The organism is Paenibacillus profundus (assembly GCF_021369635.1).
GTDB classification, from domain to species: domain Bacteria; phylum Bacillota; class Bacilli; order Paenibacillales; family Paenibacillaceae; genus Paenibacillus_B; species Paenibacillus_B profundus.
The window spans coordinates 43,357-64,625 of sequence record NZ_JAJNBZ010000020.1 but is presented as its reverse complement, the minus strand read 5'-3'; the positions used below and the strand labels follow the sequence as shown (position 1 = coordinate 64,625).

General features: G+C 49.3%; 19 protein-coding genes. 2 read left to right on the top strand and 17 right to left on the bottom strand.

From position 1 onward, the window contains the following. Window positions 1-7: 7 nt before the first annotated feature. From mltG to cymR, 14 genes are all read right to left on the bottom strand, one after another. On the bottom strand, window positions 8-1,069 hold the full coding sequence (gene mltG / locus LQV63_RS20755; protein ID WP_233698129.1) for an endolytic transglycosylase MltG: 1,062 nt from the start codon (window positions 1,067-1,069) through the stop codon (window positions 8-10). 90 nt (window positions 1,070-1,159) lie between these two features. Next, window positions 1,160-1,459: a DUF1292 domain-containing protein gene (locus LQV63_RS20750; protein ID WP_019423623.1), complete on the bottom strand. Its 300-nt coding sequence runs from the start codon at window positions 1,457-1,459 to the stop codon at window positions 1,160-1,162. Further along, the gene (locus LQV63_RS20745; protein ID WP_019423624.1) at window positions 1,456-1,755 is read right to left on the bottom strand and encodes a DUF1292 domain-containing protein; all 300 of its coding nucleotides are present in this window, start codon (window positions 1,753-1,755) and stop codon (window positions 1,456-1,458) included. The genes LQV63_RS20750 and LQV63_RS20745 overlap by 4 nt, the downstream gene beginning before the upstream one ends. A gap of 9 nt (window positions 1,756-1,764) precedes the next feature. Then, complete coding sequence (gene ruvX / locus LQV63_RS20740) at window positions 1,765-2,181, bottom strand: Holliday junction resolvase RuvX (RefSeq protein WP_019423625.1); 417 nt, start codon at window positions 2,179-2,181, stop codon at window positions 1,765-1,767. A 120-nt stretch (window positions 2,182-2,301) separates the two neighbouring features. Next, window positions 2,302-2,562, bottom strand: coding sequence for an IreB family regulatory phosphoprotein (locus LQV63_RS20735; protein ID WP_026011276.1), 261 nt, complete (start codon window positions 2,560-2,562; stop codon window positions 2,302-2,304). A gap of 160 nt (window positions 2,563-2,722) precedes the next feature. Continuing rightward, window positions 2,723-5,365, bottom strand: coding sequence for an alanine--tRNA ligase (alaS, locus tag LQV63_RS20730; RefSeq protein WP_233698128.1), 2,643 nt, complete (start codon window positions 5,363-5,365; stop codon window positions 2,723-2,725). Between the two features lie 733 nt (window positions 5,366-6,098). Beyond that, window positions 6,099-9,410, bottom strand: a complete 3,312-nt coding sequence (locus LQV63_RS20725; RefSeq protein ID WP_233698127.1) for a SwmB domain-containing protein — start codon at window positions 9,408-9,410, stop codon at window positions 6,099-6,101. Window positions 9,411-9,869: 459 nt separating this feature from the next. Next, on the bottom strand, window positions 9,870-10,940 hold the full coding sequence (locus tag LQV63_RS20720; protein ID WP_233698126.1) for an AI-2E family transporter: 1,071 nt from the start codon (window positions 10,938-10,940) through the stop codon (window positions 9,870-9,872). Window positions 10,941-10,991: 51 nt separating this feature from the next. Further along, complete coding sequence (gene nrdG, locus LQV63_RS20715; RefSeq protein ID WP_407672945.1) at window positions 10,992-11,471, bottom strand: anaerobic ribonucleoside-triphosphate reductase activating protein; 480 nt, start codon at window positions 11,469-11,471, stop codon at window positions 10,992-10,994. A gap of 2 nt (window positions 11,472-11,473) precedes the next feature. Further along, window positions 11,474-13,339 (bottom strand): anaerobic ribonucleoside triphosphate reductase, encoded by a 1,866-nt coding sequence (locus tag LQV63_RS20710; protein ID WP_233698168.1) that lies wholly within the window; start codon window positions 13,337-13,339, stop codon window positions 11,474-11,476. A 325-nt stretch (window positions 13,340-13,664) separates the two neighbouring features. Then, window positions 13,665-13,877, bottom strand: a complete 213-nt coding sequence (locus LQV63_RS20705; RefSeq protein ID WP_026011278.1) for a hypothetical protein — start codon at window positions 13,875-13,877, stop codon at window positions 13,665-13,667. Window positions 13,878-13,927: 50 nt separating this feature from the next. Next, window positions 13,928-14,407 carry a PRC-barrel domain-containing protein gene (locus LQV63_RS20700; RefSeq protein WP_019423633.1) on the bottom strand — a complete coding sequence of 160 codons (480 nt, stop codon included), beginning with the start codon at window positions 14,405-14,407 and terminating at the stop codon, window positions 13,928-13,930. 138 nt (window positions 14,408-14,545) lie between these two features. Next, complete coding sequence (locus tag LQV63_RS20695) at window positions 14,546-15,730, bottom strand: cysteine desulfurase family protein (protein ID WP_019423634.1); 1,185 nt, start codon at window positions 15,728-15,730, stop codon at window positions 14,546-14,548. A gap of 40 nt (window positions 15,731-15,770) precedes the next feature. After that, entirely contained in the window at window positions 15,771-16,190 is a 420-nt protein-coding gene (gene cymR / locus LQV63_RS20690; protein ID WP_019423635.1) for a cysteine metabolism transcriptional regulator CymR, read from the bottom strand. Window positions 16,191-16,430: 240 nt separating this feature from the next. Between cymR and mnmA the strand changes: the two genes are divergently transcribed. Beyond that, window positions 16,431-17,537 carry a tRNA 2-thiouridine(34) synthase MnmA gene (mnmA, locus tag LQV63_RS20685; RefSeq protein WP_233698124.1) on the top strand — a complete coding sequence of 369 codons (1,107 nt, stop codon included), beginning with the start codon at window positions 16,431-16,433 and terminating at the stop codon, window positions 17,535-17,537. 291 nt (window positions 17,538-17,828) lie between these two features. Continuing rightward, the gene (locus tag LQV63_RS20680) at window positions 17,829-18,185 is read left to right on the top strand and encodes a hypothetical protein (protein WP_233698123.1); all 357 of its coding nucleotides are present in this window, start codon (window positions 17,829-17,831) and stop codon (window positions 18,183-18,185) included. 352 nt (window positions 18,186-18,537) lie between these two features. Here the strand turns inward: LQV63_RS20680 and LQV63_RS20675 are convergent, their stop codons facing one another. The 3 genes from LQV63_RS20675 to LQV63_RS20665 all read right to left on the bottom strand — a co-directional run bounded on the left by LQV63_RS20675 (window position 18,538) and on the right by LQV63_RS20665 (window position 21,253). Then, window positions 18,538-19,875 (bottom strand): hemolysin family protein, encoded by a 1,338-nt coding sequence (locus tag LQV63_RS20675; RefSeq protein WP_233698122.1) that lies wholly within the window; start codon window positions 19,873-19,875, stop codon window positions 18,538-18,540. A 223-nt stretch (window positions 19,876-20,098) separates the two neighbouring features. Continuing rightward, window positions 20,099-20,410 carry an ArsR/SmtB family transcription factor gene (locus LQV63_RS20670; protein ID WP_019423639.1) on the bottom strand — a complete coding sequence of 104 codons (312 nt, stop codon included), beginning with the start codon at window positions 20,408-20,410 and terminating at the stop codon, window positions 20,099-20,101. Window positions 20,411-20,704: 294 nt separating this feature from the next. After that, window positions 20,705-21,253, bottom strand: coding sequence for a PCYCGC domain-containing protein (locus LQV63_RS20665; protein WP_233698121.1), 549 nt, complete (start codon window positions 21,251-21,253; stop codon window positions 20,705-20,707). Window positions 21,254-21,269 lie beyond the last annotated feature (16 nt).

The window sequence follows — 21,269 nt, the reverse complement described above, 5'->3', positions numbered from 1 at the left end:
CCACTTTCTATTCCCCTGCAGTTTGCTTGCTTTTCTCAATATTGCGTTGATGCTCGGCAAACGTCTTTGCAAACAAATGCGAGCCTGTACCATCTTTCTTCGTGACATAATAGAAATAGTCCGATTGTTTCGGATGAAGCGCCGCTTCAATCGAAGCTACACTCGGGCCTGCTATTGGTCCCGGCGGCAATCCCTCTATTTTATACGTATTGTACGGACTGTCAATTTCCAAATCCTTATAGTACAAACGTTCTTTAGGTTTGTCCAGCGCATATTGAACCGTAGCGTCGATCTGCAGTTTCATCCCTTCCCCGACTCGGTTATAGATTACTCCTGCAACAAGTCCCCGCTCGGCGTCTACGACAACTTCACGCTCGATTAACGAAGCAACCGTCATTAGCTCATGAAGTGTCAGACCCTGCTTCTTCATGTCCGTTTCCCAGCTCGGTGAAGCTTCCGTCAATCGTTTTTCGGTCTCTTGAATCATGCGTGTAATAATATCTTTGGCAGAACTGTCTTTTTTGAGCTCATACGTTTCTGGAAATAAATAACCTTCCAACTTATGCCGCAGCTTGTCGTTGTCCGGAATAGCCTGTACCATAGAAGATGTATCGGTTAACCAAGCCGTATCATCCGCAAGCTGCATGAATTCAGCTTTATCTACGATGCCGTCTTTGCTTAATGTGTCGGCAACTTGTTCAATCGTGAAGCCTTCCGGGATAGTAAAGCGAATCATTTCTTCAGGAACGACATCGCCTTGATTGAGTTTGGCTATAATTTCATCAAACGTTGTTCCCGCCTGGAACGCGTAGGTGCCTGCCTGGAATCGAGTTCCTTCCTTACTCCACTTCAAATATCCTTTAAATATAAGTGCATTGCGAATGACGCCTTCAGCTTCAAGCTGAGACGCAATCTTTGCCGTTCCGGTACCTTGATCAATCGTCACGGTAATATCCCGTTCTTCTTTGGGCAGCGGCTTCATGCCATTCCAAATATACCATGTTCCCCCGCCGGCCGCTAAGGCGACAACAAGGATAATGGCAAGCAGCACTTTGGAACCTGTCCTCATCCATTCACTCTCCTACATGGAAAAAGAGCGGTTTTCCGCTCTTTTCGCCGAGATCATGCTTACGTATCTCTATAACACGGGATTGCAATATCAGAATGCGTCGCGATAAGCAACTTCATCGTAACGCTCCATTACCTCTTCCCACTCGTCGTCGTCATTAATGCTCTCGAGCTGCCATTGTTCCGCATCGCCCTGTACGATACGGAACAAATCCGGCTCCGCATCTCGCTCGCCTTCCGGCAAGAGCACCGCATACGCGCGATTGCGGTATTCAAATTCTGCTGCCAAAGACAGCACGCGGATTTCTCCGCGATCATCGGTCATTTCAATGCTATCGCCGTAGACGCTCTTCAGACGGTCGATGAATTGAATGTCAAGCGATTCGTTCACCCTTCATTCTCCTCATCCATGCTTACAAGCGTATTAAATGTTTCTTCAACGATGTTCCATTCCTCTTCGTCTTCAATGACGTAGAGCTTCAGATCATCACCTTCTTCTTCATAGCGGAACGCGTACACTTCATCTGCTTCATCGTCTTCAGCATCCATAGGAACGACCATCATATATTTGTTATCCGAGCCATCCACTTCGAACTTCATAATGACCTCGAACTCTTCCTCGTTCCCCTCGTCGTCCGGAATATAAATGATCTCCGGTTCTTCTTGCAAATGGTTGTCTTGTGTCATGTTAACCCCTCACCTTCTTGATTGATAGTCAAGATATGTTTGTAAAATAATGGTTGCCGCCATTTTATCGACGACTTGTCTACGCTTCTTGCGGCTAACGTCAGCTTCGAGCAATGTGCGCTCCGCTGACACCGTACTCAAGCGTTCATCCCACAGGTGAACGGGTAATCCGAACGACTGCTGTAATTCTTCAGCAAATGACTTGCTTAATTCGCCACGCGGTCCAATCGTACCGTTCATGTTCTTCGGCAAGCCAAGAACAATTTCCTCGACGCCGTGCTCGCGCACGATCTCTCCGATTCGACGCATCGCGTCCCCGGGCTTGCGCTGCACAATGACTTCAAGTCCTTGTGCCGTCCATCCGAAAGCGTCACTAACCGCGACGCCAATCTTACGGTCTCCATAATCCAATCCAAGTATCTTCATCCGATATCTCCTGCACTCACTTCTAGAGGTTGTTTAATAAGTTCCTTTAGATCATGAAGCATCCCAAGAAGTTATTCGACACGTGCATTTTAAGTTGCGAACTCCGTTAATCCACGCGGCTTAACGGTGATGATTCAAGTAGAAGCGGACCAATTCTTCAATAAGTTCGTCCCGCTCCTTCTTGCGCACTAAGCTTCGAGCATTGTTATGCCGCGGGATATAAGCGGGATCCCCAGATAGCAGATAACCGACGATTTGGTTAATGGGGTTGTACTCCTTCTCCAAAAGCGCATCATAGACAGACAGAAGTATATCTTGATTGGATGCTTCCTGTTCTTCCGCCTTCACATTGAACTTCATCGTCTTATCCATGGAATTCATCGCCGTCACCTCGCTTTACTCTTATCATAACACATACCCGAACAAACTAGAAAATATTCCGCTTCATTGCACAATCAATTCACATAATTGACGAGAATGCTATGAAGCGGACCGTTTGTTCTCATTCTAACTCTTTCCCCTGAATTTGCAATGCTAACACTTATGCGCCAGCTTGATTGGACACTAATTGTTCCACCAGACCAAGCGCCTCATCCAGCTTGTCAGCATCCTTGCCGCCCGCTTGCGCCATGTCTGGTCGGCCGCCGCCGCCGCCGCCGCATACGGCTGCCAACTCTTTAATCAACTTGCCTGCATGCAGTCCCTGCTTCACGAGCACAGGCGATACAGCCACGACAAAGTTAACCTTATCTTCGTTCGCGGCACCCAGCACAATAACCGCTTCCGGCAGCTTCGCCTTCAACTCGTCTGCCGTCGTGCGCAGCGCGTCCATTCCACCGGCATTCACTTTTGCAGCGAGCACCTGGATACCAGCTACCGTGCGCACTTGATCAGTCAATTGACCGGCTTCAATGCTGCTCAGCTTCGCCTTTAACGATTCATTCTCGCGGGACAGTTCCTTCTCACGGATGAACATCCCATCAATGCGCTTCGGCACATCAGTCACATTGCATTTCAACAAGCCTGCTGCTTGCTTTAGAAGTTCCAATTGCTCTTCCATATATTGATACGCATGACGGCCAGAAACGGCTTCAATTCGTCGTGTACCCGATCCGATTCCGCTCTCGCTTACAATTTTGAACAATCCGATTTCAGACGTATTGCCGACGTGGCACCCGCCGCATAGCTCAATGCTGTAGTCGCCTACTTGAACGACACGAACGACATCGCCATACTTCTCGCCGAACAACGCCATCGCGCCCATCGCTTTCGCTTCGTCAATCGATTTCGATTGAATAACCACATCCGTACCCATCCAAATCTGCTCGTTAACGCGGCGTTCGATATCTTGCAGTTCTTCTTGGCTAATACCGCCCAGATGCGAAAAGTCAAAGCGCATGCGCTCCGCTTCTACAAGGGATCCCGCTTGGTTCACGTGCTCGCCGAGCACTTGCTTGAGTGCCTTATGGAGCAGGTGGGTAGCCGTATGGTTCTTAATAATATCTTCTCGTGCGTAACGAGCCACGGATGCCTGTACAGTCATGCCGACGCGCAGCGTTCCACCGTCCACTTGCACCAGATGGACATGCTGGCCGTGCGGCGCCTTCATCACATCTTCAACGCGCGCCTTCAAGTCCGAATCAACATCGCTTAACAGACCGAAGTCGCTCACTTGTCCACCGCTCTCCGCATAGAATGGCGTGCGGTCAAGCACGACTTGGCAAGTCATGCCGGCTTGCGCTTCTTCCGCTGTCTGATCTTCTACAATAATGGCCAGAACTTTGGCGTCAGTTACCAATTCATTATAACCAACGAACTCGCTTTTAGTCGTGTAATCAGCGAGCGGTCCGCCTTGCACCTTCATGCTTCCTGAATCTTGGCGCGCGGCACGCGCACGATCGCGCTGTTCCTGCATTGCCTGGTCAAAGCCATCTCGATCTACCGTCAAACCATGCTCAGCCGCATAGTCTTCCGTCAAATCAAATGGGAAGCCATACGTATCATACAGCTTGAACGCTTCGGCTCCAGTAATCTGAGAACGGGCTTCGGCTTTCGTCGCGGAAGCCATGTCCGCCAGAATAGCGAGTCCTTCCACCAATGTTTCATGGAAACGCTCCTCTTCGCTCTTTATCACTTTCTCAATAAATTCACGCTTCTCGAGCACTTCATTATAGTACACGCCCATCACATCGCCGACGGTCTTAACCAGATCGACCAGGAACGGACGATCGATGCCGAGCACTTTGCCATATCGCACGGCACGGCGCAGCAAGCGGCGGATGACGTACCCTCTTCCCTCATTGGACGGCAGCACGCCGTCGCCTACGGCAAACGCTACTGTACGAACATGGTCGGCAATAACTTTGAGCGCCACATCATATTCGGGATTTTCGTTATACTTCACACCAGCAATCTGACAAGTCGCTTGAATAATCGGCTGAAACAGATCGGTATCGAAATTCGAGTCCACGTCCTGCAAAATAGATGCAAAGCGTTCCAAGCCCGCGCCGGTATCAATGTTCTTATTCGGAAGCGATGTATAGCTGCCATCCTTGTTGTGGTTGAATTGAGAGAACACGAGGTTCCACACTTCGAGATAACGCTCGTTCTCACCGCTCGGGTAGCACTCTGGATCTGTTTCAAGATCCCCGTACTTCACGCCGCGATCATAAAAAATTTCCGTACATGGACCGCAGGGCCCTTCGCCGATATCCCAGAAGTTATCGTCGCCAGTCTTAATGATATGTTCAGGTGAAAGACCGATTTTCTCGTTCCACAGCTTGTATGCTTCCTCATCTTCGTTATATACGGTAACATACAGCCGATTCGGGTCGAAGCCAATCCACTTCTTGTCCGTCAGGAACTCCCATGCCCACGTAATCGTTTCTTCCTTGAAGTAGTCTCCAATCGAGAAGTTGCCCAGCATTTCAAAAAACGTCTGATGACGCCGCGTCCTGCCGACGTTTTCGATATCATTAGTGCGAATGCATTTCTGCGAGTTGGCGATACGCGGATTTTCCGGTTTTTCTCGTCCGTCAAAATACGGTTTGAGCGGAGCCATGCCTGCATTAATCCACAACAACGACGGATCGTTATGCGGCACGAGCGAGGCGCTCGGTTCGATATGATGTCCTTTGCTTTCGAAAAACTTCAGCCATTTTGTACGAATTTCACTTGCTTTCATGAATGGAAGCCCCCAGTTCAATAGGTTTGGTATCATACTGATTTTGTTCTGAAAATAAAAAAAATCGCCTCCTGTAAAACAGGGACGATTGTAAGTATCGCGGTACCACCCTGGTTATCGCTTATGCAGCGCACATAGCTGTCTCCCCCTATCATAGGAGCAGTTCAACCTGTCGTGCCGCGTCTGCGATCGCCTCGTCGTTGATAACGGGAACGTCCCGGTGAAGTTCATTCACACTCAGAAACTAGCCTTCAGCCGCTCTTCATGGTGAAGATTCTTCCAGCCTGGCGACGGAAGTCGCGCGGAATCTTCTCTCTGGTCCAAGGACTGCAGCTTACTCGGTTTCATCTTCGTTTTGCAATAGATATTTATCCAAGAGTATAAATAAATGTCGAACGCTTGTCAATCCTGAAGCTCGTGGCAAGTCGAGTTCGAAGTAAGACCATTGGAAAATATACAGTCACATGTACGGACTCGGCGGGATATACAGCATGTGGACTGTATTATATCCAGCGGATCCAGATGCTTTTCGGCGTTTGCTGCTGAATGAGCGTCAAATTATTGGACAAACTCCAATGAAACCAACCGTAAAGAGAATTACGAGCAATTTTCAATGTACGAAATCCAATGGATGAAGCAAACGAGAACAGACAAGTTAGCCAGTGCCTATACGGCAAAGCGCCTCTTCGTCGACGAAGAGGCGCTTCCTTCTGAATGGCCTTTTAAATGCGACCTATCCCAAATATTCAATCTGCTCCAGCATCCGCTTAAGCATGACCGCCGCTTGGGCGCGAGTTGCCGTCCCCTTCGGCTCAAATGTATTCACGGTCATCCCCTGTACAATGCCGGTCGAAATCGCCTTCGCAACACCTTGCTGGGCATATCCGCCGATGTTGTTGCGATCCTTGAATTTGTTCAGCGATGACGGTTCATACGATACGGTATGACCTGTATATTCCATCGCACGGACGAGCATAACCGCCATTTGCTCGCGGTTGATTGACTCATTCGGACGGAACGTGCGATCCTCAAAGCCTCCGATAATACCGGCTTCCGTCGCTGCTCCGATATAAGGCGCCATCATACTGTTCGAGCTGACATCACGATACACCGCAGCCGCCCCTGAGTTGGCCTGCAGTCCGAGCGAACGAGCAAGTAAAATGGCGAATTGACCGCGCGTAATGTTCGCATTCGGCGCGAACGAGGTGGAGCTGACACCTTCAATAATATATTTGGATGCCAGTTCGCGTATCGCTTCACGCCCCCAATGATTCGCTGCATCGGTGAAGTCTTTGCTGCGGTCCATCATGGCCATCGCTTGATTGCCCTTGAATGTGGAAGAGAAGACGGTAATCGAGCTGTTCTGTTTCACAACTGTCGGCACGTAACCCACCTTATTCAGTACGGAATCGTAACGTACCGCAGACGCATTGTGGCGTTGAACATATCCGGTCGTGCGCACTTTACTTTCAAGCTTCGCAGCAAGTGCTTTCGGGCTCGCAGAACCGGCAAAGGTGGAAGCATAGAAATCCAGCGGCTGCACACGCACGTTCGCCCCTGTCGAATTGAGGTCGCGCAGCATAGCATCCGCCGATGAGCTTGGCTGCTTCTCAACTTGCAGGAGCAGATAAGCCGTGCTGTTGCCCCATTCCCGCTCCAGATCACGGAAGTTCAACTCTTTCAGCGGCACGGAATAGAGCACGTCTCCGTATCTCACGGAAAAGACAGCATCATTGACCTGATTGTACACCTCTTTCAACGTTTGCAGCGGCACCGCAACCATGGCGGCACGTTCAGACGCCGGCACATCGAACGCGAGATGATTGCGCGTTCCGTTCTTAATAACATAGTCAAAGGATGATTTCAATTTACTTGACGGTAACGTATACCGCTTCACCGTTTCACCGAAGCGCGAACGCTCCGATTTCGTTTCTGCCGCGGAGCTCGCAAGCAAGTACCAGCCGTTATCCAAAAACCACTCATATGCCGCTGGTTGAATATTATCGGGTCTCGTCGTCGATCCGTCCGTCTGATTTGACACCGCCGCGTTTGAGAAAGCTTGCAGCGCATTGCCGCTCCGATCTTTAACTGGGTTGGCGCCTGGCAAGTATGCAAGCGTCACGTTAGAATACGTGCTGACCGCATCGGTGAGCGTCAACGTAATTTGATCGCCTTTGACGGACGCGCTTTTCACCTTCTGGCTGCTATTGTCAGCCTGCACGTAGAACTGCGACAGTGTCGGCGTTGGCGTTTCTCTTAATTTCTCCGAGAACGTGAGCGTCATCGTCGCGCCTTTAATAATGGCCGATCTCAATGTCGGCGCCTGATTGTCTGACTTGTTATCCACCCGCACTAACGTAAAGCTCGCAGCCGGATTGCCCGCCAAATCGGCCAAGCGCGGCTCGCCCGGCGCGTAGGACACCGTCACTTCGTCGTTGTCACCGACACTTGAATCCAAGGTAAGCTCAACGACATTGCTTTTGATATTCACTGCGCTGACATAGCGCGCCGATCGGTTCACGAGCACCGAATAATGGCTGCGCAGCGGAACCTGATCCGCCTTCAAGGCTTCATCATAGATAAGCTTCAAAGTGCTTCCGTTCACCTCTGCCGTTCTCAACACAGGCGCTTTCGTGTCTGACAAATTGCGTGCATATAAGTCCGAGAAGGCCTGCACCTGATTGCCGCCTCGGTCCTTTAACGGGTATTTGTCTGGTTTATAGCTTACCTTTACGACTTCACCGTTCGTAATGAGATGAATAATGCTCAATGTCACCTTGGATCCATTGTGGGAGATACGGCTAATTCTTCGTTCTTTACCGTCTGCCCACACCGTGAACTGGCCATCCGCCTTGGAAGATACGGCATCCAGCTCTTTCGTAAATTCGAGCTCCACCTTATTGCCTTGAGCCGTTACGTTACGAACGCTCGGCAGCGTATTGTCCACTGTGTTGGCGACTGTCCAACGGTCTATCGAAGCCGCCGCATTTCCGCTCGTGTCCCGAATCGGCTTGCGATCCGAGCCCGGACTATAAGACAGGCGCACCTCCTGACCATAGGCAATGCCGCTTTGCAGCTTCACGTCGACGTGTTCGCCGCTTACCGCTACACTCTTCACCCGGCGCGCATCGCCATTAACCGTCACCGTAAATCTGGACGCAGACGGAACGGACGCCTTATCCAGCGACTCGTCGTAAGTCAACCGAATCGTATCGGTGGCGGTCAGATCCGCAGACTTCAATACCGGTGCAGTTACGTCCTGCTTGCCTGTAGAGAAACGCCAATCCTTCAAGCCAGCATAGTCCTTGCTGCTTTCATTTTTAAGCGCCCCGGCTGATATTTCCACGACGTAGTCCGTATTGCCCTTTAAATCTTGCACAGGGTCAATCGAAATCGTCTTCGTCCCGTCACCTGTAATACGGCCTGACGACATTGGCAGCGCTTCGGCCACCTTGCCATCCTTTGCCGTTTTTATAATGACGCTGCCGTCTTTTTTCCAGACATTCTCGTTGAACGTAAGCTCAAGATTTGCATCCACACGGACATCTCGCTGTTCTTGTGCTGGAGACAGCTTCGACAGGACTGGCAATCCTTGCTCCGCCTTTGTGGCGAACGTCCACGCAACAGGGTCGTAAATGCCCAGGAACTCGCCGTTCTCGACCTTGAACGTACCGTAATCGACCTGTACGACATATTTCGTCCGATAATGAAGTGATTTGGAAGGCTTGATCGTCGCTGTCTTCTTCGCATCGTCAAGCTTTACTTGATCGCTTTGGATGGAAATGGATTCCACCACTTCCCCGTTCATCGTCTTAATAGTTACATTTCCCGTACCTATTTCAACCTGTTCTTGAAACTGTATGCTCAGCTCCGATTGCACATCCACATCATTCGTACCGGAACGAGGATAGGTTGCCTCCACCTTTACGTTATGCCAGGCTTTATTCGTCTGCTTCACCTCGTCGGGAGACAAGGCAAATGCGGTACTCATTGAAAGTTCCATCGCCATTGCAACGGTGAGTAGTATCGCGAGTGTTCTTTTCACGCTAGAACTCTCCTCCTTTGGTCTATTGACCTGCGTCTTTTTCCAGAAACAAAACATGCAGCACACAATATCATGTAACGCCGCATCCACATTTTTAAACGCGACTAAAGCATGTTTTGTTGTACCTATTTTTGAAATTACCAGAAAATACAACTTTGGAAGGAGGTAAAAAGTCGGATAGTCCCGAGTACTCATTAGGCTGACTTATATGAGCCTATTCGTAAGTCCGTTCGACGGTGAATGTAGTCATTGTGACTATGATCAATCTTATACGGAAAAATAAAAAACTCCAATTATTCAATATAATTAGAGTTAATTAGAGCTTACATGATTCAAAATGTACGATATACGCTGAACGAAATTGAGACAAGGGGGATACGGTCAAGCCTTCAGCCCTGCTTTTTTTCAAAAAAATAGAAGCCCGTCAACAGGCCTCCACTTATTCCGCATCACAAGGCGTCAAGGCGTCTTACGCCAAATGTAATAGGTGAACACGTGACTGAGCACCACTTTCAGCGCCGCAAAGAACGGAACCGCCAATATTAAGCCGACGACTCCAGCCAATTCGCCGCCTACCAACAGCGCGAATATAATGACGAGCGGATGCATGTGCAGCGTCCGTCCCACCACCTGTGGCGAAATGATATTGCCCTCAAGAATTTGGCAAATGGTATTGACTACCGCTACAAAAATGAGCATCTTGAGCGATATCGTAGAAGCAACGATCAGCGCCGGTGCTGCGCCGAAGTATGGCCCCAAGTATGGGATGATGTTAAAAATCGCCACACACAACGCTAGCAGCAGCGCGTAGGGCATACCGACAATCATATAGCCGATATATGCCAACACACCAATAATGACACAGACGAGGAATTGGCCGCGAATGTAGTTGCCAAGCGCCGTATCGATTTCTTTAAGCATCATAACCATATGCTTGCGGTGCGACTTCGGCACATAGGCGATAATCGTCCGTTCGAACACATCGAAATCCTTCAATATGTAAAAAATCAAAAACGGCACAATTAAGGCAATGAACAGCATATTGATGGTGGCACCGATATTGTCCATAAAGTTAGAAATTCCTTTGCCGAGCCGTTCCTCGAACGCATACAACCAATCGTTCAGCCCAGAACGTACGGAAGGCGGCATGATAGACGACTGACTCAAGCCGTCCATCAGCTTCTCCGCCTTCGCATTGAGATGCGGCATTTGATTGTTAAGTTCCTCGAGCTGCTTCATCAGCATCGGAATCATATTGATGAGAATGACGGTAAGCGAGGCAATGAATACGGCGTAGATGAGCAGCACCGCCATCGTGCGGGGCACCTTGCGCTCGTTCAACAGTGTCACGACGGGATTAAGCACATATGCGATAATCATCGCAATGAAGAACGGAGCCAGCACGGCCTTCATAAACCCGTACACATGCCCGATCAGCGGCTTCAACAAGAGTAGAATATATACAATAATAAGACCAAGCAGAATATAGACTCCGTATACGAACAACCGATTTTTCCAAAAACGTTCCACTGCATTCCACACTCCGTTCGGACGAGCATCATACAGTAGAGTATATGTAACTCAAGGAAAAATTAACCCGTCAGGTTGACCGCAATTCATTCGCCAAATGCGCTGGTTGTCGCTCCCGCAGAAACGAAGGCCGGGACGGCGCCGCTCCATTAGAAACGGACCGTCCACGAGCACATCGACATATTGCAGAAGCTCGCGCTGATCTGCCGTACCTCGCTGCAATAGATGCTCCACAGTATAACCGGTGTACGACCAAATATGGCGGCCGGCCTCCTTCAGCTTGCGCGCAAGCTGCTTCACTTCCTTGGCCTGCATGAACGGCTCTCCTCCAGACAAAGTGACATCGGTCAGCGGATTGGACAAAATTTCCACCGCGACCTCGTCCACAGTCATCTTCGTACCGTTCCTAATATTCCACGATTCAGGATTGTGACAGCCAGGGCATTGATGCGGACATCCGCTGAAGAAGACGACCGTTCGCAGCCCTTCGCCATCAACGACGCTGTCATGAAGGATCGAAAGCACCTGCAAGCTCATCCGTGCTTCACCCGCTCCGATTCTTCGGAACGCTTCGCCGAGTTCCATTTATTCATATCTCCGACCAAGTAGCCCGTAATGCGGCGGATGCGTTCAATCTGATCGCCGGGACTGCCGCATACCGGACAGTCCTCTTCTATCGTATCGTGATGACCGCATGCCCGACAGCGGTCCACAGGGTGGTTGATGGAGCCATAGCCGATTCCGTTCGCCGCCATGGCGCGAATGAGCTGATTGAGCGCTCGCGTGTTGGCTTTGGCACTTCCGTCCAGCTCTACATACGTAATATGTCCGGCATTGCATAGCTCATGGAACGGCCCCTCAATCACAATTTTGTCATATGCCTTGACGTCATAGTACACAGGCACATGAAAGGAATTCGTGTAATAATTTCGATCCGTAATTCCTTCCCTGCAGCCGAATTCAGCCCGATCCTTATGCGTAAACTTTCCAGACAAGCCTTCCGCTGGCGTAGCGATGAGCGTCATGTTCATGCCAGTAGCATCGGTCGCCTCGTCCATCCGCTTGCGCATGTGAGAGACGATGCGGAGGCCGAGCTTCCATGCTGCTTCCGATTGACCATGGTGCTCTCCGGTTAAGGCGACAAGCGCCTCCGCGAGCCCGATAAAGCCGACGCTGAGTGTCCCTTCCTTCAATACCTCGCGCAGCTCCTCTTCCGCTCGAAGCGCTTCGCTGCCCCGCCATACACCCTGCTTCATCAGAAACGCGAAATCCTGAACCTGCTTCTTGGCCTGATACTCATAGCGCTCCAGCAATTGCTTCACCGATAGCGACAATAGCTCGTCGAGCCGCTGGAAGAAATCGGACACATTGGCGGACAATAGGGCAAGCCGCACAAGATTAAGCGAGGTAAACGACAAATTCCCTCTCCCGAGCGCTGTCTCTTTTCCGTTAACATTGCCCATTACGCGCGTGCGGCACCCCATGTAGCACGCTTCACTCTCCGCAGTCCCGTCGTAATATTGCGCGTTGAAGGTTGCATCCAGAAACGCAAAGTTCGGGAAAAGACGCTGTGCCGTCGTCTCCAACGCGAGCAAATATATATCATAATTCGGGTCCTCAGGTTCGAAGTTGACACCTGTCTTCACCTTGAAAATTTGAATGGGGAAAATCGGCGTCTCTCCTTTGCCGAGTCCTGCCTGCGTCGCGAGCAGCAGCTGCCTCATCAGCATGCGCCCTTCGACAGAGGTATCCGTCCCATAGTTAATCGAGATAAATGGAACTTGGCCGCCTCCGCGCGAATGCATCGAGTTCGCATTATGAATGAATGCTTCACACGCTTGGTATACGTCTCGTTCCGCAAGACGCCATGCTTCGGCTTCCGTGTCGAAGCTTGGATCAAGCGGCAGGGTTGCTATGTAACGCATATGACGCTCATATGTCTTGCGCACATATGGAGCAAGATCATAGTCAAACATCGGATAGGCTTGCCCGCCATGCTGCTGATTCTGGTTCGCCTGCAGAATGATGGAAGCTAGTGCCAGTGCGCTCTTAATATCCTGCGGCTCGCGCATATGACCATGCCCGGTATTGAACCCGAGTCGAAGCAGCTTGCCGAGCGGAATTTGGCAGCAGGTCGTCGTGCCGGAAGCATAGAAGTCCAAATCGTGTGGGTACAACAAATTATTGTCCATCGCTTGTCTCACGTCCGGTGACAGCAAGCGCTCCACCGCGTACCAACGAGCGCTTTCACTTGCCATCTTCCCCATCATGCCCATTGGGGAGCGACCGTCCACGTTCGCGTTTTCCTGCATTAAATCCTTGTTGCCGCCGTCGATAATTTCATGCAGCGAGCAAGTCAGCTTATCCGAAGCGGATGCTATATCTAGAGATGTGTTCATCTTCATTTCACTTGTTCGGGGAAGCTGACTGTCCCAACCTGCCGCCACAGCGGTTCCTTCTTGATTTTTGTGCATTTCCCAAGCCGTGTTGCGGCGTTTCACAGGTATCATCGTCATCTTCGTCCAGTCCTTCCATTGCTATATTCCAGGTAAATCACTATATGTAGTGTATTTTTATGTTTTCAAACACAATATGTATTATGCCTCAATCATTATAAACACAATATGCGCTTTGTCATAGTCAACACAAAAAGCGCCCGTTCCCGTGTCAACGACCGAGTTCGAGCGCTTAGGCATTATTTTGAACCGTTCCTGTTCGCGTCCTCTAGGATGAAGCATGCGCTTCCGGATAAGGAGGTGTCACAAAATCATCACCGAAAAATAAATCGTCCAACGAGCTTAATGTACCGTCTTCTTCCACTTGAAATACAGACATTTTGTCGCCGTTTACCGTCAGCTCTATAAAACATCCCCAGCAATAAAATTGGTGGGAGCCAATTTTCCCGATATCTTTGGAATTGCAATTCGGGCAGCGCATCATTCTCACCATTCCGTCCATTGACTAATTTGTTCGTACTAAATGCTATTTCAGCTTTCTTCAACGACGATAACATCAGCGCCCCACTTCAAGCCGCTCATCCCATCTATCTGCCGTCTCCCTTCCAAAAGGTCAGAAAGCAAACCGTCTGATATTTCCAGACCTGTTATATGGTTACCCATATTTGGCTGAAAATAAACATCGGCGACCCATCCCAATTGTGATCCTTCCGTTGTTACGACAGGCAAATCTCTCATTGCCGCCTTTCCCGTAAGAAACGATCGTTCTATATGGATAGCCTCCGTCTGCCGGATGGCTTTATCGTTCGCTATCATGATGGCATCTTCGCCACAAGCCGTTACGTCCTCCCATCTTACGACAGATATGACGTTTGCTTTGCGGCCACTTCCTTCAAGCTCTATATGTGTAATACACCATTGTTCCGTGATACGGAAATCCTTCACTTTGGATACTTGCTTTCCTGTTTCAATTTCATATACAGGCAGACCTATCAATTCCAACAACTTCATGTCGGGGCCTCCTCAGCTTACGGCATAATCACTTTCTTGCACACACCCGCGACTTCGCCTGATGCTTGTCCAAGAAGTACGAGAACTCGCTTACCGCCGTATCTATGCTGCCCCTCCTTTCACGCCGTGGAATTGCCCTTACTTTCTAGTACGAACACGTGAAACGATGGTTGCAATTTGTTGAGCGACGAAAGCTGCCTCTTCCCTAGTATTGCCCAATCCGAAGCTGAAACGTACAGCCGTGCGCTTGCGTTCTTCCGGTAAATTCATTGCTTCCAGCACATGGGACACTTCCAATGATCCCGATGTGCAGGCCGAGCCGCTTGCTGCCATGATGCCTGCAATATCTAAATTCATCAGCATCGTTTCGGTAGGAACGTCGAGTATGCTCACATTCAAAATATGGGGCAGCTGCAAGGAAGAATGACCGTTCCACACCACGCGATCTCCCAAAGTATCCTTCAACCCTGTCCACAGCGCTTCCCGGATGCTGTTCAGTTGCTGAATCTTCTCATCTAACGAACTGACCGCCCGCTCCACCGCTTCGGCAAAGCCGGCAATTCCCGCAATATTTTCCGTGCCCGCTCTGCGTTTGCGTTCTTGGTTGCCTCCGAAAAGAAACGGATCCCAAACGGCGCCTGTACGAATGTACAGCGCGCCGACACCCTTCGGACCATTCACCTTATGGGCGGAGAAGCTTGCAAAGTCTACAGGCAGTTCATTCAACTGGATCGGTATCATGCCTAGAGCTTGTACGGCATCTGTATGCATCAGAATACCGTGTGAACGCACGATTCCGCCAATTTCCCGTATAGGCTGCATCGTGCCTACCTCATTATTGCCGTACATGACACTGACAAGGCACGTATTCGGCCGTAAAGCGGATTCAATCTTGTCCGCGCTAACGAAGCCTGTCTCATCAGGAGCCACATAAGTCACTTCAAAGCCAAGAGCCTCCAATCGTTCACAGGCATGGAGAACAGCATGATGTTCGACTTGAGTCGTCACAATATGAGGCTTCGTGTTGTGCTGGTGCTGGTGCGGCGACTGCCCGGATTGCAGCCATGCCGCCCAGGCGGCCCCGAACAATGCCGCATTATCACTTTCCGTACCTCCGCTCGTAAATACCAGCTCCTGAGGACGGCAGCCAAGCCGTGCCGCCATGCGATCGCGTGCTTGATTGACAGCAGATTTTGCCTCACGCCCGTATGCATGAACACTTGATGCGTTCCCGAATACGTCATGCATACTTGCCGCCATTACTGCTTGCACGTCCGGATGAAGCGGCGTAGTTGCAGCATGATCAAAATATATGCGTTCCATCGCATCTTCCCCCAACTACTAAATATGCGTAACCTAACCTCTAAATATAAAACATATAACTATCTTGACTGCCTTCTTCTTTATAGGTAATTAAATCGGCGAGCGTTGTCGAATCAAGCACTTGAGCAATGCTATCCCTTATGCGCAACCATAAATCACGCTTAGCAGGATCGTCTTCTTCCGTGAAGTCGACTGGTGAAATCGGACCTTCCAGCACGCGAATCACTTCTCCAGCCGTAACCTGCTCCGCATTGCGCGATAAAATATATCCACCGTATGCGCCGCGAATGCTCTTCACGAGTCCTGCATTGCGAAGTGGCGCGATCAGCTGCTCCAAGTAATGCTCAGATAGTTGATTTTTCTCCGCTATACTCTTCAAAGAAGTCGGACCTTCGCCAGTGCTCTTCGCGAGCTCCATCATAATCGTCAATCCGTAACGGCCTTTCGTAGATATTTTCATATTGTACACCTCGTTTATTCATTATCGTATCAATTCAATGTATTCCGATTAAGGCACCCCGTATATCGTATCATAACTATCCTCGTTATGGTCAATAATCTGTCTGCGTATTCATGAAATGATGGCAATCTCTTGACAAGCAACCTTATTTTCGATATAAAAGCGCCATATGTTACAATAGAAAAGAATAGTGAATCTTAGATCCATCATTCAACAGATCGCAGCAAAGACGGTGATAATATGACAAAATCCAATGCACAAACACGCGTCGTCGTCGGGATGTCAGGCGGCGTCGATTCGTCAGTAACCGCACTGCTCTTAAAGCAGCAGGGGTATGATGTTATCGGTATTTTCATGAAAAACTGGGATGACACTGATGAATTTGGGCACTGCACTGCCGAGGAAGATGCGGAAGACGTACGCCGCGTGTGTGAACAAATCGGCATTCCTTATTATACGGTTAACTTCGAGGAGCAATATTTCGATAAGGTATTCTCTTACTTTCTCGATGAATATCGCCGCGGTCGTACGCCTAATCCAGACGTCATGTGTAACCGCGAAATCAAATTCGGCGAATTTCTGCAGAAGGCGCTCGATCTGGGAGCTGATTATTTGGCTACCGGCCATTATGCCCGCGTCGTGCACGAAGACAGCGGTCATACACTGCTGCGCGGGATTGACAGCAACAAGGACCAGACGTATTTCCTGAATGCGCTCAGTCAGAAGCAGCTGGCAAAGGCGATGTTCCCTATCGGGCATTTGCCGAAGCCTGAGGTGCGGCGCCTTGCCGAAGCAGCTGGCCTTGCGACAGCGAAGAAGAAGGACAGCACTGGCGTATGCTTTATCGGGGAACGCAACTTCAAGCAGTTCCTCAGCCAATACTTGCCCGCACAGCCGGGTGAGATGGTCGATATCCGCACCAATGAAGTAATGGGCCGCCATGATGGGCTCATGTATTATACACTCGGTCAGCGCCAAGGCTTGGGCATCGGTGGATCCGGGACAGGGGAGCCGTGGTTCGTAGCGGAAAAGGATTTGCAGCATAACATCTTATATGTCGTTCAGGGCGATCACCACCCTAGCCTCTACTCCACTGGCCTGCTCGCTTCCCAAGTGAACTGGATTTCAGGGGACATGCCTGAAGGACCGATTCGTTGTACGGCTAAGTTCCGCTATCGTCAGCCAGATCAAGGCGTGACTCTTATGAAGAATGCCGACGGAACAGTAGAGGTGACGTTCGATGAACACCAACGCGCCGTTACACCAGGGCAAGCCGTCGTCTTCTATGATGGCGAAGTTTGTTTGGGCGGAGGCACGATCGATGCCATTCGCAAGCTTGAAGCGTAATGACTCCCACCCAATTCCCTTTTTAGGGGGTTGGGTGGTTTTTCCACCAATATTTTTTAATTTTTGTTATGAAAGCGCTAACAAAAAGGAGGCTGCTTGCCGATATATATAGTACAAGGAACATTACAGTTTCTTGGCTATCGTATCGGGAGTGATTAATATGACTATGTTCATAGCGATCTTGGAGTTCATTGGTAAAATCATACCTCCGTTAATTGAGTTGTTAGGTCACATCGCAGTACTGTATGGATAATCGGACTAACCTCCAAACCTACGCCCATGAATCGCGGCATGATCGCATCGGTTCATGGGCTTTCCTTGTTGTTTGGGACAAGAGCGGGCCGTGTTTTAGTGAATGAGGAAACCTCCGTCAGGCTTTTTGAGATGATCAGTCCCCGGTTTGTGCTTCAACAATCGTACGTATCCTCTCCCGTAAGAATGATGCTTCAAAAAGCCCTTTTGCCCACTCACCCTTTGATTCAGAAAAATCCGATCATGCCATCAGAAACAACCACCTCACGCTCCGAAAAGTACATGGATTGCTCCGTATCTCATCCCTCAAACCTTGTCGCCTTTTACCTGTCCATCAAGAACAGCGATTCCAGCATCGCTCAGGCGCTCTATGGTGTCGTCGAACGGTTAATGTAATAGGGGGAAATGTTACACAGGCTGAAGAGCAACGTTATTAGGGACATGTACACCGAAGGCAACCTCGCCCATTCGAGGGCTATAACTTTTTGGATGAAAGAGACATGTATACCAAAGTTTAACCTCACCCATACGGAGAGATGCCCCTTCTGAACAAGAGGGAGAGTGGAAAGAAGTACTTAGCAGCGTATCGGTATGGGCTGAAAGTTACTGCACGATCTGAATCATGGGGAGAATGGATAAAAGAACGATCTAGCGTCCCTTCCCTCGATCAATCTGAGCCTCATCGGGAAAACCCGCATAAAAAACCCTTCCCGGCATGTAGTCCGGAAAGGGCTTCGCTTGTAATATGTTATGAAGTTGCTGTATTTATGTTCACATCTAACTCGGGCAGTGTCAACCTTCTTACGTGCAGTCGGGAAATCCGGAGATGATCGGTTTCTTCCACGATAAATTCCAATTGTTGTTCCACCGTAATCCGCTGTCCTTTGCGGGGCGGAACCTCCACCTTGGAGTAAATCCATCCACCAATCGTATCGTAATCATCGGACACGATATCCGTGTCAAAATAGGCATTCACTTCTTCGATAAGCAATCGTCCATCAATGGAAAAGTTCATGTCATCCTTTTTTTCAATTTGAGGCCGTTCTTCATCGAATTCATCTTGAATTTCCCCGACGATTTCCTCCATAATATCTTCTAACGTGACCAAACCGGCCGTACCGCCGAATTCGTCGATAAGCAGCGCGATTTGCACCTTGTTTTTCTGCATCATTTTGAGAAGCGCACTGATGGACATCGATTCCGGCACGCTCATCATCGGCCGAATAATGTCACGAATGTCCTGTGTGTCCGCAGGCGCCTTCACCAAGTCTTTAATGTGAACGAAGCCGATAATATTATCCTTATCGTTATCGCATACCGGGTAACGAGTATGCATTTCGGTAATCGCTTTGCGTTTATTATCTTCAAATAAATCCTGTGCGTACAAACAAACCATGTCCGTGCGCGGAATCATAATTTCACGGGCATGCGTTTCCGTAAAATCAAAAATGTTATCCATTAACGTAAGTTCTGTATTATCGATCAAACCACTCTTATGACTTTCCTTCATGAGAATGCGAATCTCTTCTTCCGTATGGGCCGATTCATGCTCAGATGCCGGTTCAATACCGAACAGCTTCAGCACCAGATTGGCCGTTCCATTTAACAGCCAGATGAACGGATACATAATTTTGTAGAAAAAACGCAGCGGGCCGGCTGTCCACAGCGCAACTCCTTCCGCTTGGCGGATAGCCAATGTCTTAGGTGCCAGTTCACCCAATACGATATGAAGCACCGTAATGATGATAAACGCAATCACCGTTGCTATAGAATGCACGACTGCAGGTCCTGCACCTAAGGCCGTCAACGGGTCATGCAATAATTCGGCCACCGTTTTTTCCCCAATCCATCCTAATCCAAGTGAAGCTAACGTAATACCCAGCTGACATGCCGACAAATAAGCATCTAGGTGGTCTGTTACATGTCTTGCGAATTTGGCTTTCGCATTTCCTTCCTGCACCAGCGTGTCAATCCGGCTGCCGCGCACCTTCACCATCGCGAATTCCGCGGCTACGAAAAAACCATTTAAAAACACAAGAAACAAGACAAATAACAAACCCCAGCCTATCGGTAACGGATCATCCAATCGATTCCCCATCCTCCTCTATAAGAAGCGGACAGGTGCACCTCCCCATCGTCAAAAAATAAAATCATATAATTATATTATATAAGAAAATACATACAATTCAAATCGACGCACGGCCGAAATATTAAAATAATATGCATCTCCCTGCCATGCGTTGATTGACATTATATATATTCTATCTGTACGCCGTCCTATCACCTAATTCAGACAGGATGCTCACTTTTTATTGCTGTTCAGTCGCGTATCGGATGGCTTCATCAAGCAAGCCAATGATATAGGCATCGTCGCAAACGTATAAAATGTTCTGTCCCTCGCGGCGATAGCGGACAAATCGGTATGCCCGCAGCGTCTTCAATTGGTGGGACACGGCAGATTGAGATAACTGCAGCGCATCGGCAACCTGATTAACGGCACACTCCTCACGGGCAAGCAACGTTAAAATACGAATGCGCGTCGGGTCACCGAGCGCTTTAAACGTTTGCGAGACACGTTCAAGCACCTCTGCATCCAAATCTTTTCCTAGGAAATAATCCATGTTCTTCGTCTCCTTTAATAAGCTCATTCATCCAAGTATCAGCAGTGTCCAATCGAAATGAACATATCCACATATGTACGGCACGCTAATGCCTGTAGGTTATGACAAAGGAAAACAAAATAAACATGGCGACACTAGGAAACGATTTCAAGTTTTTATAGTACATATAAGCGCGTGTTCAAAAAGACCGCTTTTCAGCGCCGAGAAGTACAAGTTTTCGCAAGAAAACTACATGAGAAGCATTCCTCGAAGGAAGCGCTGAGTGTATGCGAGACTACATATAATCGTGAACGTTTACACTGTCGGCAGAGGAGTGGGTGTCGGTTCTGCGTAGCCTTCCTTATACTTCTCATCGATCGCTTGGCGAATATCGCGCATCGATTTGCCTTCCCGCTGCATTTGGGATGCTTCGACCGCAATTTCAAGGCAGACGCCACAGCGTGTTCCGTGATCATCCCACTGCACAGCTCCGTCGTCTTCCATTTGCGCAACAAAGCAATTCAGATTGCTCTCATGTCCCGCAATCTCCCCACAACCGCAATAACAAGGAATGTGTTGCAGCAGCTCGTGGTTTTGCGCAGCTAACGTATAAATGAGCCGCATCTCCTCCTTTTTATCATCTAAAAAGGGCGGTAGATCATTCCGGGATGCTGTCGTTTGCTGCAGATCGCCATTCGGAAGCAGACGTTCATGCTGCTCCTGAGCATGTGAAGCAGACGGTTGACTATCCGTTTCAGCTGAGCTGCAGCCAGCAGCAACTAACGACAAACTCAATATTACGGTTGCGGACACGAGACGATACAAATTACGCTGCTTGCGTTTAGGTTGAATCTTCGTGAACAACCCATCCCCTCCTCTG